The organism is Flavobacterium sp. AC274, from assembly GCF_979258275.1.
This window is the reverse complement of the sequence record NZ_OZ409852.1, coordinates 4,585,680-4,600,092: the sequence shown is the minus strand read 5'-3', so window position 1 is coordinate 4,600,092 and position 14,413 is coordinate 4,585,680. Positions and strand designations below refer to the sequence as shown.

Annotated in this window: 17 protein-coding genes and 1 pseudogene; 10 read left to right on the top strand and 8 right to left on the bottom strand. The window is 30.4% G+C overall.

The genetic code is table 11. From position 1 onward, the window contains the following. Window positions 1–3: 3 nt before the first annotated feature. From ACZZZT_RS20870 to ACZZZT_RS20855, 4 genes are read right to left on the bottom strand one after another with little or no spacing between them, the layout of a single operon-like run. Window positions 4–1,212 (bottom strand): DUF4350 domain-containing protein, encoded by a 1,209-nt coding sequence (locus ACZZZT_RS20870; RefSeq protein WP_463461789.1) that lies wholly within the window; start codon window positions 1,210–1,212, stop codon window positions 4–6. Further along, entirely contained in the window at window positions 1,205–1,834 is a 630-nt protein-coding gene (locus ACZZZT_RS20865) for a DUF4129 domain-containing protein (RefSeq protein WP_463461788.1), read from the bottom strand. The genes ACZZZT_RS20870 and ACZZZT_RS20865 overlap by 8 nt, the downstream gene beginning before the upstream one ends. Beyond that, window positions 1,785–1,976: a hypothetical protein gene (locus ACZZZT_RS20860; protein ID WP_463461787.1), complete on the bottom strand. Its 192-nt coding sequence runs from the start codon at window positions 1,974–1,976 to the stop codon at window positions 1,785–1,787. Before ACZZZT_RS20860 ends, ACZZZT_RS20865 begins: the two co-directional genes overlap by 50 nt. Before the next feature lie 13 nt (window positions 1,977–1,989). Then, window positions 1,990–2,970, bottom strand: a complete 981-nt coding sequence (locus ACZZZT_RS20855; protein WP_463461786.1) for a stage II sporulation protein M — start codon at window positions 2,968–2,970, stop codon at window positions 1,990–1,992. Window positions 2,971–2,990: 20 nt separating this feature from the next. Between ACZZZT_RS20855 and ACZZZT_RS20850 the strand changes: the two genes are divergently transcribed. From ACZZZT_RS20850 to ACZZZT_RS20815, 8 genes and pseudogenes are all read left to right on the top strand, one after another. Continuing rightward, complete coding sequence (locus tag ACZZZT_RS20850; RefSeq protein WP_073393130.1) at window positions 2,991–3,734, top strand: RDD family protein; 744 nt, start codon at window positions 2,991–2,993, stop codon at window positions 3,732–3,734. A gap of 100 nt (window positions 3,735–3,834) precedes the next feature. After that, window positions 3,835–4,683, top strand: coding sequence for a hypothetical protein (locus tag ACZZZT_RS20845; protein WP_463461785.1), 849 nt, complete (start codon window positions 3,835–3,837; stop codon window positions 4,681–4,683). Between the two features lie 83 nt (window positions 4,684–4,766). Further along, the gene (locus ACZZZT_RS20840; protein WP_073393134.1) at window positions 4,767–5,369 is read left to right on the top strand and encodes a trimeric intracellular cation channel family protein; all 603 of its coding nucleotides are present in this window, start codon (window positions 4,767–4,769) and stop codon (window positions 5,367–5,369) included. Window positions 5,370–5,478: 109 nt separating this feature from the next. After that, window positions 5,479–6,456, top strand: a complete 978-nt coding sequence (locus tag ACZZZT_RS20835) for a GNAT family N-acetyltransferase (protein WP_463461784.1) — start codon at window positions 5,479–5,481, stop codon at window positions 6,454–6,456. A 15-nt stretch (window positions 6,457–6,471) separates the two neighbouring features. Then, window positions 6,472–7,638 carry a DegT/DnrJ/EryC1/StrS family aminotransferase gene (locus tag ACZZZT_RS20830; protein WP_463461783.1) on the top strand — a complete coding sequence of 389 codons (1,167 nt, stop codon included), beginning with the start codon at window positions 6,472–6,474 and terminating at the stop codon, window positions 7,636–7,638. Between the two features lie 332 nt (window positions 7,639–7,970). Beyond that, entirely contained in the window at window positions 7,971–8,975 is a 1,005-nt protein-coding gene (locus tag ACZZZT_RS20825; protein ID WP_463461782.1) for a CDP-glycerol glycerophosphotransferase family protein, read from the top strand. A gap of 55 nt (window positions 8,976–9,030) precedes the next feature. Then, a pseudogene (locus tag ACZZZT_RS20820) lies at window positions 9,031–9,935 on the top strand (lipopolysaccharide biosynthesis protein). Then, a complete protein-coding gene (locus tag ACZZZT_RS20815; protein ID WP_463461781.1) occupies window positions 9,932–10,474 on the top strand; it encodes a hypothetical protein in 543 nt (180 codons plus the stop codon). Before ACZZZT_RS20820 ends, ACZZZT_RS20815 begins: the two are co-directional and overlap by 4 nt. 90 nt (window positions 10,475–10,564) lie before the next feature. On the opposite strand, the gene ACZZZT_RS20810 is transcribed toward ACZZZT_RS20815, so the two are convergent. Further along, window positions 10,565–10,888 carry a hypothetical protein gene (locus ACZZZT_RS20810; protein ID WP_463461780.1) on the bottom strand — a complete coding sequence of 108 codons (324 nt, stop codon included), beginning with the start codon at window positions 10,886–10,888 and terminating at the stop codon, window positions 10,565–10,567. Further along, the gene (locus ACZZZT_RS20805) at window positions 10,857–11,450 is read right to left on the bottom strand and encodes a glycosyltransferase family 2 protein (protein ID WP_463461779.1); all 594 of its coding nucleotides are present in this window, start codon (window positions 11,448–11,450) and stop codon (window positions 10,857–10,859) included. Before ACZZZT_RS20805 ends, ACZZZT_RS20810 begins: the two co-directional genes overlap by 32 nt. A gap of 173 nt (window positions 11,451–11,623) precedes the next feature. On the opposite strand from ACZZZT_RS20805, the gene ACZZZT_RS20800 reads away from it, so the two are divergent. Both ACZZZT_RS20800 and ACZZZT_RS20795 read left to right on the top strand, forming a co-directional pair. Then, entirely contained in the window at window positions 11,624–12,238 is a 615-nt protein-coding gene (locus ACZZZT_RS20800; protein ID WP_463461778.1) for a glycosyltransferase, read from the top strand. Window positions 12,239–12,453: 215 nt separating this feature from the next. Further along, entirely contained in the window at window positions 12,454–12,867 is a 414-nt protein-coding gene (locus tag ACZZZT_RS20795; protein ID WP_042566378.1) for a sugar 3,4-ketoisomerase, read from the top strand. On the opposite strand, the gene ACZZZT_RS20790 is transcribed toward ACZZZT_RS20795, so the two are convergent. Together ACZZZT_RS20790 and ACZZZT_RS20785 are read right to left on the bottom strand one after the other, a co-directional pair. Next, window positions 12,854–13,786: a glycosyltransferase family 2 protein gene (locus ACZZZT_RS20790; protein ID WP_463461777.1), complete on the bottom strand. Its 933-nt coding sequence runs from the start codon at window positions 13,784–13,786 to the stop codon at window positions 12,854–12,856. The two genes, ACZZZT_RS20795 and ACZZZT_RS20790, sit on opposite strands and share 14 nt — an antisense overlap. Window positions 13,787–13,974: 188 nt before the next feature. Beyond that, entirely contained in the window at window positions 13,975–14,397 is a 423-nt protein-coding gene (locus tag ACZZZT_RS20785) for a hypothetical protein (protein WP_463461776.1), read from the bottom strand. Window positions 14,398–14,413 lie beyond the last annotated feature (16 nt).

The following is a 14,413-nucleotide window of genomic DNA, read 5'->3' as shown; positions in this document are numbered from 1 at the left end:
TATTTAATGTAAAACTTTCTCGATTGCATTATTAATTCTGATTAAATCTTCCTCGAGACTTCCGTGATAACTTTTTCGATGTTCGTTGATTAAAAATACCAATTCGCGAATATCATTTTCATCTTTTCCTGATTTATGATGCAATTTATTAATGAAATCGTCATCTAGTTTTGTTGTATCGATTAAATATTCATTTCGAATTCTTTCGAGGAAATAAATGATTTTTTTATCGATTATATTGTCGTGATCGCCTTCCTGATAATATAAATTCCCGATGGTTTTTGTAAAATCAAGCGTTAAATTAGGCAACGGTTTTACTATCGGAACAATTCTTTGTTTGCGTTTGGCATTAAAAATAATAAAAATCAAAATTCCGATTAAAAATAAATACCATGCCCATTTTAATGCCGGCTGACTCATTATATAACGCAAAGGAGAATCTGAAATAGATTCATTATTTTGCCCCTTTGTGTACCAGTAAACATTTCCTTTTGGAACATACGAAAGTACACTTTCTGCATACTCATAGTGGTCTTTTTTTAATAAATGATAATTTGTAAAAGCCACAGGTTTTGTGTGCAGGTAAAAATAACCATTGATATAAGGCACTTTTATAAAATCAATTTGCTTTTTATTTTTATTTCCCTGATATCCCAAAACTGTTGTCGATAAAGTATCAATTTTCGAAAAATAATAGTTTCCCATTTCTTCTTCTCCTATCGTATATTTTTTCGGATTTAGTTTTTTATTGGCTAACCAAACCGAATTCATTTTTTCGTTTGGAAAACTAGTATTGATTTCAATTTTTAAACTGTCTAATAATGATTTTGGGAAATTTTTCATGCTCAAAAAAGCATTATTTCCGTGTGAAACAAAATAGAAAAGTTCTGTAATCGACTGATCGTCTATTTGACCGTATTCTGAAATATTAAAAAAGGTGCCTTTTATTTTGTATTTTCCTGCAGTTGTATCAGGAACATATTTTGAATCTAAAAACTCATAAGGTGTTACGGCAGAAACTCTTTCAATCTTCTGATTTTTTAAAAGGCCATTTATTTCTTTGTCAAAAACATACAACCCAAACGGAATTTTATCATTGACAGAATAGGTTGGTCGCCAATCGATTGGTTTTTGCTTATCGTGATCTGCTATTAAAATTATGACGAAAACTAAAATCAAAATAGCAATATAAATTTTAATGGATTTACTCATTGCTAAATGTTTTTAAAGATTTCTTAAATCGGTTTTCGGCTTTTATAAAAGTGGTTTCATCGATTTCAAATTCGCCATACCAAATATGGTTGTATAAATAAGATAAATACATGAATTCTTCTCTGTGTGCGGGTTTTTGAAGCTCGTACAAATAATCAGAATTTGTTTTTTCGATATCCCATTCTATATAATGATTTTGCGCCATGACCTTCAAAAGCCAAAGATAATAATAGCGGACAGCGATTCTTTTTTCTCCGGCTGCAATACTTTCTTTAATTAATTTTTCGAAATCAAGAAGATGAATATTCTTTTCGACATCAGAATAATAGATTGTTTTTTTGTGTGCATTTTTTCCAAAAATCCATTGCCCTTCTTTGGCTATTATCGCTTTTACAATCAAATAGATTACAAAAATGATAACTAAAGCGGCGATGACTTTCAATAAAATAGCAACAAAATTTAGTGATGCTTCCGGATTACTAAAAGTGAACAATCTTCTAAAAATACTGGCGAGCCATTCTTTAAAATAGTCCCAGGCACCTTTTTCGGGTGCTTTATATTCGTAAACGAAATCAACGTCTTTGTATTTTTTTGAAATCTTGTTTGAAGTTTTTCGCTTCAATAGTATCTGAATCTAGATGAATATCTTTTTCGGTATATTTTACAGATTCGACTTTTGGCGGATCAACCGTAGCCGAAGAATCCTGCGCCTGCGAAATGCTGCAATAAAATAGAAAAGATAAAACGAAGAAAAATTTGTTCATTACTGGTTCCTTATTAATTCAATTTGGCAGATAGCGGTTGTGTTTTTTTGTATACAATAAAAGGATAAACCAAATAATAAAATGAGATGATGCCAAGTGTAACCAGAATGATTAAACTGCTTAACCAATTGGGCATATCAATAGAATATCGGGTAATAAAACCTTCAAGAAATCCGGCACTAATTGTGAATGGAAATGTACTCAGGAATATTTTGAAACTGTTTTTGAAACCTATTTTAAATGAATTGATTCTCGAAAAAGTCTTTGGAAAAAGGATTGAAGCTCCTAAAATAAACCCGGCTGCTGTTTCGATAACGATGGCAAAAATTTCCATAGAACCGTGAATCCAGATTCCGCGAACGCTTTTCCAGAAAACATTCTGGTCGTAAAAAAAGTATTGAAAAGCACCCAGCATAATACAGTTTTGCAGGGAAATATAAAAAGTTCCCAGTCCGCCAAAAATACCATAAATGTAGCATTTTGCGCCCACATATAAGTTGTTCATGGTAATGCCAACAAAACTTCCCCAATTGCTTCCGGAACCATAAACAGCCATTGGATCTCCTTTTTTGATGTTTTCCAAAGTCATGTTTACATATCCATCACCTAAAATTAAGCGAACGAAATTTTGATCGTAGCGGGCTGAAATCACACCAATACCAACTGTTATAAAAAACAGAACAAAAGCATACATTAAATATCTTCTGTAATCATATACCAAAAGCGGAACTTCGGTTTTAAAAAACTCAACAAATCTGTTTTTTTCGGATCGTTTGGTTTTGTAAATCTTCTGGTAAATCTGCGAAGCAAGATGATTTAAGTAAATTACGGTTTTGCTTTTTGGATAATAAGTTTGGGCATACGATAAGTCATTCATCATTTGAATGTACAAATTAGCTAACTCATCAGGATTTTTTTTAGCTTTACCAAAAATAGCTAGCTCAAATTCCAGCCATTTTTCTTTATTTTGTTTTATGAAGGCGACTTCTCTCATTGTAGGCTAAAATATAAAATATGTCAGAATTATCAATAAATACAACACAAAATGTTAAAATAAATTTTAAAGCAGCATCAGCGGGCGAGCGAATAGGGTCTCATTTCATTGATTTTGGTATTAAAATAGCTTATGTAATTGTGATTTGGAGCATCGTTTTTTACTGGCTTCAATTAGACAGATTGTTGGATAGTTTAGATTCATGGTCCAGAATGACCATTCTTTTACTTTTATATTTTCCTGTTATCATTTATTCGATCACTTTAGAAAGCATTTTTGAAGGACAAACCATTGGTAAAAAAATAGTCAAGATAAAAGTCGTTAAAATTGATGGTTATCAGGCAGGTTTTGGGGATTATTTAATGCGCTGGTTTTTTAGGCTTATCGATCTTAGTCTGTTTTTTGGAATTATTGCCTTGGTAACAGTCATAATAAGTAAAAAAGGACAACGTTTAGGAGATATGGTTGCGGGTACGGCCGTTATTACTTTAAAAAATAAAATTAATATTAGCCATACCATTCTCGAAGAAATAGGTGAGGCTTATGTACCAACGTATCCTTTGGTTATAAAATTGACTGATAATGATATGAGAATCATTAAAGAAACATTTTTAAAAGCAGATCTTAAAGATGATTATGAAACAATTGTTAAACTGGTTTCTAAAATTGAAAGTGTAACGGGAATTAAAAACCAATCAGGAAATTCGAAAGATTTTCTTCGTACAATTTTAAAAGATTATAATTTTTATACGCAAAATATGTAATTAAGTAATTTAATTTAAATGATTTAAGTAGGAAGTTTTCTTAACTTTGTTTGTAAGTAAAACATTAATATTTTATTATTTGACTTAAATTAGAAATACTATGAAATTACAAAAAGCTTTGACAATTATAGTTCTGTTGCTTATTCCGTTTGTTAATTTTGCACAAGGAACAAAAAAACTGGATAAAATTATAAAAAGAGATTATCAGATTATAGAATGCACAATTGCAAAAATATCCGATAAAACCGTAGAATATTCTTTGCCGGGAGAAACAGTACAAATTTCGCTTGATGTTTCTCAAGTCGCCAGAATTGAATTTGCCAGCGGTCGTTCTCAAACTTTTGATGTAACGCCTGAAAATACGACTCAAACATCTACAAATCAAAATATCGTTGCCCAGGAAATTAAACCCAATACAATTGCAGTTTTACCAATTCCGTATATAAATTCAGATACCCAACAAAGCTCTGAAGATATGGCGAAATTTGCCCAAAACGATATGTACAATAAGTTATTAGACAAGTCAGCCAATATTTTTCCACTGACTGTTCAGGATTTAAGAACGACGAATAGTTTGTTGCACAAAGCCGGAATTGATCATAATAATATTGATGAAACACCGATTGAAGATCTTCAAAAAATTCTGGGTGTCGACAATATAGTGGCGGCGAAAATCTCGTACACAATGTCATCTAGCTCAACAGCTTCGACTTACGGAAGCGGAAGTACAACGGTGAGCAACAATGATAAAAAAGTAAAGTCTACAGATTATTCGACTACAACTGCCAATACACAAATGTATTATTACTACAACGTGTATTTTGATATGTACAAAAACGGCACAAAAATTTACTCACAAACGCGTCAGCCTTTTCTTAAACTGAAAGACAGCTGGATCGATTCAGTTTCTTATTTATTAAAAAGAAGTCCGATTTACGTAAAAAAATAAAATTTTGTAAGAAGAAAGAAGTAAGAAGAAAGTAAAGAAAACCTTTGTACCTTTGGGCCTCTGAACCTTTGAACCTCAAAAAAATGTTCCATTTATTAGATATTATTGGTACAATGGCCTTTGCCATGTCTGGCGCTTTAACGGCAATGCATAAAAAACTGGATCCGTTTGGTGTTTTTATTATTGCTTTTGTGACAGCAGTTGGCGGCGGAACGCTTCGTGATGTTTTAATAGGAAGAACTCCGGTAGGCTGGATGCTGAATTTGCAATATGTTTATGTCATTATTTTAGGTTTTGGTCTTGCGATTCTTTTTAGAAAAAAGTTTGATAAACTGCGTACTTCCTTATTTTTATTTGATACAATTGGTCTTGGTGTTTTTACTTTAATTGGTCTTGAAAGAGGAATTATGACAGGTTTACATCCTGTGATTTGTATTGCTTTAGGAACAATGACAGCTTGTTTTGGCGGTGTAATCAGGGATATTTTGTGTACAGAAATTCCAACTATTTTTAGAAGGGAAATTTATGCAACGATTTGTATTTTTGGAGGAATAGTGTTTTTTGGATTAAGAAAACTGAATTTAGAAGATGATGTTTTATATCTTGTAACTTCGGTTGTAATTATTACAGTACGATTAATGGCCGTAAAATTCAAATGGTATTTACCTGCATTTGATCATAAATAAGAAAAAACATGCCACAAATTTCACGAATCTTCACAAATTAATTCGAGTTAATTTGTGACCCGAGCGATAGCGAAAAGGCGAAGCAAATTAGTAGCAAAAAGAAAAAATATTGGCGACATATACCATAAAGAAATACGAACAAAACGATTGCAATACCTGGAATGAGTTTATTGCTCAGGCCAAAAATGCAACGTTTTTATTTCATCGTAATTTTATGGAATACCATCAGGATCGTTTTGAAGATTTTTCGCTTCTTGTTTTTGAAAAACATAAACTGGTGGCTGTTTTACCGGCAAATAAACAAGGAAATTCGGTGTATTCTCATCAGGGATTAACGTATGGAAATTTGGTTTACAAAGAAGAAACAAAACAGGCCTCGGTAATCGAAATTGTTCATGATATTTTATTTTTTCTGAATGAAAATAACATTCAAAAACTACATATAAAAACACTTCCGTCTATTTATCATCTTAAACCTTCTGATGAAATTTTATACAGTTTGTTTTTGGCAGAAGCCAAATTAATACGACGCGATTCACTTTCGGTTATTGATTTATTACAAGAAAATAAAATTTCGAAAATACGCAAGAGAGGTATTCAAAAAGCAGTTTCAAATCAGTTAATTATTAAGGAAGAAAATGATTTTGAATTATTTTGGAATGAAGTTTTAATTCCAAATTTAAAAACAAAACATAATGCAAAACCGGTTCATTCAGTAGAAGAGATGAATTCTTTAAAAGCTCTTTTTCCTCAAAATATTCATCAGTTTAATGTTTATTCAGAAGATAAAATTGTGGCCGGAACAACTATCTTTGAAACTAAAACCGTTGCACATTGTCAATATATCTCAAAAAATGAAAAGCATGAAAATTTGGGAAGTTTAGATTTTTTGTTTCAATATTTGATAAAAGAAAAATTTGCTAAAAAACGTTTTTTTGATTTTGGAATTTCAAATGAAAATCAGGGAAAAAACCTCAATGAAGGATTATCATACTGGAAAGAAAGTTTTGGCGCAAGTACAATAATTCATGATTTTTACGAAGTTGAAACTTCAAATTATAATAAGTTAAATGGTATTTTTGTTTAACCAATTAAAAATAGAATGATACCATTTCTTGATCTTAAAAAAGTAAATGAACCATACGAAGCTGCTTTTCAGGAAAAACTGAAATTGGTTTTAAGTAATGGCTGGTATATTTTAGGAAAAGAAGTTGAAACATTTGAGAAAGCTTTCGCCGAATATTGCCAAACCCAATATTGTATAGGAGTTGGGAATGGTTTTGATGCTTTAGTTTTAATTTTTAAAGGTTATATTCAATTAGGGAAATTGCAAAAAGGAGACGAAGTTATTGTTCCTGCAAATACTTATATTGCAAGTGTTTTGGCGATTTTGCAGACAGATTTAGTTCCGGTTTTGGTTGAGCCAAAATTAGAAACCTACAACATCAATCCTGATTTGATTAGGGAAAAAATCACTTCAAAAACAAAAGCAATTCTGGTTGTTCATTTATATGGTCAATTGGCTGAAATGGCTGAAATAAATAGAATTGCGGACCAAAATAATCTTTTAATAATAGAAGATGCAGCGCAATCTCATGGAGCGGCTGCAAATTCCAATAATTTTATCCCGAAGCATCGGGACCAAATTCCAAATGCATCGAATGTTACGCTGAGCGATCCCGAAGCTTCGGGAGAAGAGTCATCAGGTGCAAAAGCATATAGTTTTTATCCAGGGAAAAATTTAGGTTGTCTAGGCGATGGCGGAGCAATCACAACCAACGATTTAGAATTGGCAAAAGTGCTTTTTTCACTTCGAAATTATGGTTCTGAAAAAAAATATTACAACGAATATGTTGGCGTAAATTCAAGATTAGACGAGATTCAGGCTGCTTTTTTAAATTTAAAATTACCGAATTTAAATGCTGATAATGATAAACGCCGAAAGATTGCAAAGCGTTATTTAGCTGAAATTAAAAACGAAAAAATTATCCTGCCTTTTTGGGATTTTTCAGAAAATCACGTGTTTCATTTATTTGTTATTAGAACAGAAAATAGAGAAGAATTGCAAGAATATTTAAAGCAGAATAATATTCAAACTGTAATTCATTATCCAGTTCCTCCACATAAACAGAAAGCATTTCCGGAATGGAACAATTTGTCTTTTCCAATTACAGAGAAGATTCAAAATGAAGTTTTGAGTTTGCCGATTAGTCCTGTTTTGACAGAAAGGGAAGTTAGTTTTGTAATTGAAGTTTTAAATAGATATTAGTTTTGATTTGATAAAAAAATGAGAGAATTAAAATTAATTATTAAGAGATATGTACCTAAAAAAATATGGTTTTCGCTTATTAAGATTTATAATTTTACAAAGCTCAGAGCTTTATATGAATTATATTTGATAAAAAGCGCACCCAAAAAACATCAAAAAGCACTTCAAATTGTGAGAAAAAAAAGAAAGTAAAAGTTGCTTTCTTTTTAATTCATCAATCTGTTTGGAAATATGATGTACTTTTTGATTTAATGTTGAAGCATCCCCGATTTGAACCCCAAATTTTTGTTTGTCCTGCCGTAAATTTTGGTATGGAAAATATGTTGTTTGAAATGAATAAATCATTTGAAGCATTTAAAAAGAAAGAATTCAACCCGATTAAAACCTATAATGAGGCAACAGGAGAATATTTAGATGTTAAAAAAACTTTTTCTCCGGATATAGTATTTTACACTAATCCTTACGAGGGTTTACAGGATTATAGATATTATATAACTCAGTTTTCAGATACTTTAACCTGCTATGTTCCTTATGCTATTATGATGGTTGATTTTGAGTTTATTTATAATTTAAAATTTCACAATCTTGTTTGGAGAATTTTTTCAGAAACACCTATTCACAAAGAAATAGCATCACAAAAACAAAAAACTAAAAGCCAAAATAGTGTTTTAACAGGTTATCCGGGATTTGATCAGTTATTAATCAATAAAAAACCTAATGATGCTGTTTGGAAAAATAAAAATCCTAATTTAAAAAAGATTATATGGGCACCACACCATTCAATGGACGAGTTAAATAAAGTGGCAAATTTTTTAGAATATTATGATTTCTTTTTTGAATTGGCCGATAAGTACAGTGATAAAATACAGATTGCATTTAAGCCGCATCATTTATTAAGAATTAAGTTAGAGCAAGAGTACTGGGGCAAGGAAAAAACAGATATTTATTATAATAAATGGGTAAAACTTGCAAATGGGCAATGTGAGAATGGAGATTATATTGATCTTTTTTTAACATCAGATGCATTGATTCACGATTGCGGTTCATTTATGGCTGAATATCTTATTACAGAAAAACCATCCCTTTTTATGGTTAGAAATGAATCTGTTATGGAACATTGGAATACTTTTGGTAAAAAAGTAATAGCGGTACATTATCAATCCCGAAATAAGGAACAATTGATAAATTTCATCGAAAATGTTGTATTGAACAAAAATGACTGGATGAAAGAGGAAAGAAATAATTTTGTACAAACTAATCTTATTCCAAAAAATAAATTAACTGCATCCGAAAATATATTGGAATATTTGGAGGATCAGATATTTAAAGTTATTTGATACGTAGTGATGAAAAATATGACCATTATAATTTGATCGAAAAAAATTTACATAAATGCAAAATACCTCTTTAAAATCAACTGCAACAAAAGGGATTCTTTGGTCAGCGGTGGACAAATTTGCAGTTCAGTTGGGGCAGTTTGTTGTAGGTATAGTGCTTGCCCGAATTTTGCTTCCTGAGGATTTTGGTTTAATAGGAATGTTGGTCATTTTTATAGCGATCTCCCAAACTTTTATTGAAAGCGGACTGGGAACAGGTTTAATTCAGCGTCAAGCCAGATCAGATGTTGACTTTTCCACTTTGTTTGTGTTTAATTTACTTGTAAGCGGTTTTTTTATTTAGTTCTGTTTTTCTCAGCACCTTTAATTTCTGCTTTTTTTGAGCAGCCCCGTTTAACAGACTTAACAAGGATTCTGAGTTTAAGTTTGTTTTTAAATGCTTTTGCAATAGTTCAACGAACAAAACTTACAATTCTGATTGATTTCAAATCCATAGCAAAAAGCAATGTAATTGGAATGGTCGCGGGAGGTTTATGTGGCATAATGGCTGCTGTAAATGGATTTGGAGTTTGGTCATTAGTAATTCAAATGCTTATGAGTTCTTTGGCTTCGTCAATGTCTTTATGGTTTTTAAGTAATTGGAGACCTTCCATTGCTTTTTCTCAAAAATCTTTTAAATCTTTATTTGGCTATGGTTCAAGGCTTTTAATGGCCGGATTGTATGCTCAATTGCTAAATAATGTTTATAATATTTGTTTAGGAAAATTTTATTCTACCGCTTCATTAGGATATTATACAAGAGCGAAGAGCATGGCGGATGTATCTGCGGGTACAATTGGAAGTATATTGCAGCAAGCTACATTTCCAATACTAACATCGGTTCAACACGATAAAGAGAAATTAGCTTCTATTTGTAGCAGAATGATTCGTATGTCAGCTTTTTTATCATTCCCCTTATGACTCTTATAGCTTTACTTGCTACGCCAATTGTAACTCTATTACTTACTAATAAATGGATTTCTCTAATTCCACTTTTACAATGGCTCGTTTTTTCACGTGTTTTTCTGCCTATAAGTGTAATGAATTTGAATTTATTAAATGCTGCTGGACGACCTGATTTATACCTGAAAGTTGATTTGTCTAAACTGCCTATAACTGTGATAGCAATGATAATTACAATTCCTTTAGGGATAAAAGCCATAGTAATTGGACATGTTATTACTTCGGCTCTGTTTTTTGTTATGAATACCTATTTTCCAGGAAAACTTTATGGTTATGGTCTAATACGTCAATTAAAGGATATGTTACCGTTTTTGATAGCCACAATAGGAATGGCAATCTCGGTATTTGTTATGTCTTGCTTTATAGATAATTTAGTATTTCAGTTATTTTTTGGAGGTATCCTTGGATTGACAACTTATTTATTCCTTTGCTGGTTGTTAAAGTTAGAGGAACTAAAAGAGGTTTGGCAATTATTTTTGAAGCTTAAGAAAGAATAACATTCTAACAAATTGAATTTTAAGAAATAACCTCGTTTTCAAAATGTTCGGGAATTGTAAATGATTTTTAAAACAGAAAATGTAATGAATTTAGGAAAACCTCAATCTTAGTTCTAAAGGAATATATTTAATAAACAACCAAATGTCAAATGTTTTATAAGCTTTCGTCATTTCATAATGCAGCCTTTTTAATAATGCTTTATTTTCGATTTTGGTCTTATTTAAGGCGATAGCTTTCTTAATAACAAGATAGCTGGAATGATTTATTTTTCTGGTTCTTCGATTAAATTTTTTATAAAACTGATTTCCTAATGAATTTTCTACTTCTCTTTTTTGAACTAAAACAGCATCAATAAATTCAAAGTTATAATTTCTGGAAGTTCTAATCCAAAGATCTAAATCTTCGTAAGCCAAATTTTCGTCGTAGCCTTTTAATTCTTCCAGAACATCTCGTTTTACCATCGAAGAAACAGAACAGATCATACTGCTTTGATTTAACATTGATAAATAAATATCCCCCGATGCCGGCTTTATTAATGCTTTTTTCAACACCCACTTTATAATAATAACGAAGATGATTATTATTTTCTGATATTACTTCTGTATTTCCATAAACAATTGCTAATTTTTTCTGTTTAGAATTTAAAAATGCATTTACTTGTGTCTCCACGCAATTTGACAGTAAAATATCGTCAGCAGCTAAATCAATTATATAATCACCTTTGGTAAATTGAAGTGCTTTATTAAAAGTTTTGGTATTTCCTAAATTACTTTCGTTTACAATAAATTTGATATTAGGATGCTCTTCCAGCCAATTTTTAATTGTTTTTTCAGAGCCATCAGTACTACAATCATCGGCAATAATAAGTTCGATGTTTCCATAACTTTGACTCAAAACTGAATTCAAAGCTTCAATTACAAAATTTTCATGATTGTAACACAAACAAATAATACTGACTAAAGGTAGGTTTTGCATAATAATCATCAAAAGTTGAAATGGAATTTCTGATTGAAAAGATCAAAAATAAAAATATTATACTGGTTTATGATACTATTTTATTTATTCTAATATTAAGCTTTAGTAAAAATTAAAAGAGATGTTTTTAAAATATACTCTTTTTCGTTTAGTATTTTTACTTTTGTTTGAATATGAAACATACAGAGGGCAGCTTTTTTAAGGATACAGACGTCGAAATTTTAATTTCTACAATGAATAGAGATTCATTAGATTTTTTGTTGCCGATGTTTCCGTTTTTGCATTTCTCTAATTTTACAATCTTAATTATTAATCAAACCACGAGCGAAAAAGTTTTAACTTCTGATTATTCAAATGTCAGAGTTGTAAATTCGTTGGAGAGAGGTTTGTCTAAAAGTCGAAATTTAGCTTTTGAAAATGCTATTGGAAAAATTCTTGTAATAGCAGATGATGACGTAATATATCAGGAAGAATTTCTTAACAAAATAATAACCGCTTACAATAAATTTCCACATGCAGCGGTAATAAATTTTTGTGCTATAAATTCAAGCGGAAATTTGATGAAGAACTATCCCCTTCACTCTCAAAATGATTTGAATACTTTTGATATTTTAAATACCAGCTCCATAGAGATAACGCTAAATAAATCAATTCTTAAGAAGGAAAAGATTCAGTTTGATGAAAATTTTGGATTAGGAGCTATTTTCGAAATGGGTGAAGAAGCTATTTTTCTGTTTGATTTTAAGAAAAAAACAAGAAGCTTTTGTTTGAACCTCAAATCATTGTAAAACATGATAACCTTACTTCTTCAGATAAAAAAGTATTCCTGAAAGATATTATATACAAGGTGCATTATTTACAAGAATTTTCAAAAGGAACTATATTTTTTGGATCTTTATTAAATTATTTTTTGACTTAAAGCAGCGTAAAATAGAATTTAGAAATATCAAAAATGCCCTAAAAAGTGCCAAAAAGGGACATCAAAAATTTGAAAGAATGCAATATGAAAACAAATAATAAAGGAGTTCAAATTATATCAATCCCAAAAATAGAAGAACGAAGAGGAAATCTGTCTGTGATAGAAAATGACACAATTCCTTTTGATATTAAAAGGGTATATTATTTATATGATGTGCCAACGGGATCAGAAAGGGGTGGGCATGCACATAAAAATCTTCAACAATTTTTGGTGGCTTTAAGCGGGAGTTTTGATGTTGTTTTAAATGATGGAAAAGAAGAACAAATCATTACCTTAAACAAACCATTTGAAGGCTTATTGATTAACTCAGGAATCTGGAGAGAACTTCGAAATTTTTCTTCAGGTTCAATTTGTTTAGTAGTTGCTTCAGAAGTTTATATCGAAGACGATTATATTAGAGACTTTGATGAGTTTATAAAGTATTCTAATTATAAATAGAAAAATTAAAACCTTGTTTTCTCAAAAACTTTTTTATTTTTAATAAAAAGATTAAAACAAACCTAGGTAAAAAGTATATTAATTTGGTTTTAAAAGGAATATTTTCTTTTAAAATATTTTTAAATAATTCTTTCGATTTTTTGTCATTCCCGGCAATTTTATATTGCAAGGCATATTCTAATCTGTAAGTATCAAGATATTTTTTCAGGCTTGGATTATTTTCTTCTTCTTGTTTGTAATCCTTAAAATCGTTCAATTTTTTGTCTAATATTGGAGTTTTTGAAAGACTGTCTTCAATATAATGTAAGTAAGATGCTGTAACTTTATTGCTTATCGCCACAGGATATTTTGATGCAATTCGAATCCACATATCGACATCTTGTCCGCTTGATATGGTGGGTTTAAAGTAACCTGTTTTTTCAAATATACCTTTAGGAATTGCAATTGAAGATGATGTAGCAATAGGATAAGGCAGGCTGGTTTCGAAATAATCTGGAATAATACCTTCATAATCTGCAGAAATTCCTTTAAAATTTGGAATGTCATTTTTTCCATTATTAAATACTAATTCATAACGTGAGGCAAAGATTCCAACATTTGGAAAATTTTGGATTAAGCCATTTAATATTTCTAAATGATTGGTCATCCACAAATCATCTGCATCCAAAAAAGCTATATATTCATATTTCGCTTTTTCAATTCCGAGATTTCGCGCTACAGATGCGCCTTGATTTTCTTGATTATAAAGCTGTATACGACTGTCGTTAAATCCTTTTACTTTTGTAACGCTATCATCTGTCGAACCATCATTTATTACAATAATTTCATAATCTGCAAAAGTTTGATTGAGAACACTTTTTAAAGTGTTTTCAATATAATAGGCTTTGTTGTACAACGGAATAACAATCGAAAAGGCCATAGGTTATTTTTTTAAAGTACAATAATAACCTAATTTATAAAGGTCGAACAAAAACAAAGAAGGTTTTTTTGAAAATAAATTCCGTTCAATTCTGGTTTGATTTTTCCTGAAAAGAAAAGCCGAAAATTGCGTTAATTTTAGTTTTCTCAAAAATTCAAATGAAGTTGTAATTTTGTTTTCTTCTTTCTTTATTTTTTTGAATCATAAAGAAACACAAGGTTTTCTAAAGCAATTTTTGTTTTATTTAGAAATGCTTTTGAAGTTTCTAAATTGAGATGAAAGGTTGGATTATCTATTTGAGAAAGCTTAAAATGACTGGCTTTCAAGACCGAGAAAAAAAGCAAATCTTCATAACCATATTTTGTAATGGATTCATCAAAAGGATATTGAAGAAACACTTCTTTTTTAATTATTAAATTAGAAGTCAAAATTGTCACCGTTTCTCTTTTATTACCATAAACCCAGCGCAAAAGCTGGTCGCTTTCCGGTTTTTTATCTTCATAAATAATTCCCCCAAAAAGGATATTATTTTTCAAATTTGAAATAGCATCAATATACTTTTTTACAAAATCATTTTGAGCTGGAAAAGTATCGCAATCTAAAATAAGCAACCAATTGTAAATTGCT

What these genes read in the sequence shown, in the direction of transcription:
- ACZZZT_RS20870 (WP_463461789.1), bottom strand. Translation starts at nt 1,212, where the DNA reads ATGAGTAAATCCATTAAAATTTATATTGCTATTTTGATTTTAGTTTTC.
- ACZZZT_RS20860 (WP_463461787.1), bottom strand. Translation starts at nt 1,976, where the DNA reads ATGAACAAATTTTTCTTCGTTTTATCTTTTCTATTTTATTGCAGCATT.
- ACZZZT_RS20855 (WP_463461786.1), bottom strand. Translation starts at nt 2,970, where the DNA reads ATGAGAGAAGTCGCCTTCATAAAACAAAATAAAGAAAAATGGCTGGAA.
- ACZZZT_RS20850 (WP_073393130.1), top strand. Translation starts at nt 2,991, where the DNA reads ATGTCAGAATTATCAATAAATACAACACAAAATGTTAAAATAAATTTT.
- ACZZZT_RS20845 (WP_463461785.1), top strand. Translation starts at nt 3,835, where the DNA reads ATGAAATTACAAAAAGCTTTGACAATTATAGTTCTGTTGCTTATTCCG.
- ACZZZT_RS20840 (WP_073393134.1), top strand. Translation starts at nt 4,767, where the DNA reads ATGTTCCATTTATTAGATATTATTGGTACAATGGCCTTTGCCATGTCT.
- ACZZZT_RS20830 (WP_463461783.1), top strand. Translation starts at nt 6,472, where the DNA reads ATGATACCATTTCTTGATCTTAAAAAAGTAAATGAACCATACGAAGCT.
- ACZZZT_RS20825 (WP_463461782.1), top strand. Translation starts at nt 7,971, where the DNA reads ATGAATAAATCATTTGAAGCATTTAAAAAGAAAGAATTCAACCCGATT.
- ACZZZT_RS20815 (WP_463461781.1), top strand. Translation starts at nt 9,932, where the DNA reads ATGACTCTTATAGCTTTACTTGCTACGCCAATTGTAACTCTATTACTT.
- ACZZZT_RS20805 (WP_463461779.1), bottom strand. Translation starts at nt 11,450, where the DNA reads ATGCAAAACCTACCTTTAGTCAGTATTATTTGTTTGTGTTACAATCAT.
- ACZZZT_RS20800 (WP_463461778.1), top strand. Translation starts at nt 11,624, where the DNA reads ATGAAACATACAGAGGGCAGCTTTTTTAAGGATACAGACGTCGAAATT.
- ACZZZT_RS20795 (WP_042566378.1), top strand. Translation starts at nt 12,454, where the DNA reads ATGAAAACAAATAATAAAGGAGTTCAAATTATATCAATCCCAAAAATA.
- ACZZZT_RS20790 (WP_463461777.1), bottom strand. Translation starts at nt 13,786, where the DNA reads ATGGCCTTTTCGATTGTTATTCCGTTGTACAACAAAGCCTATTATATT.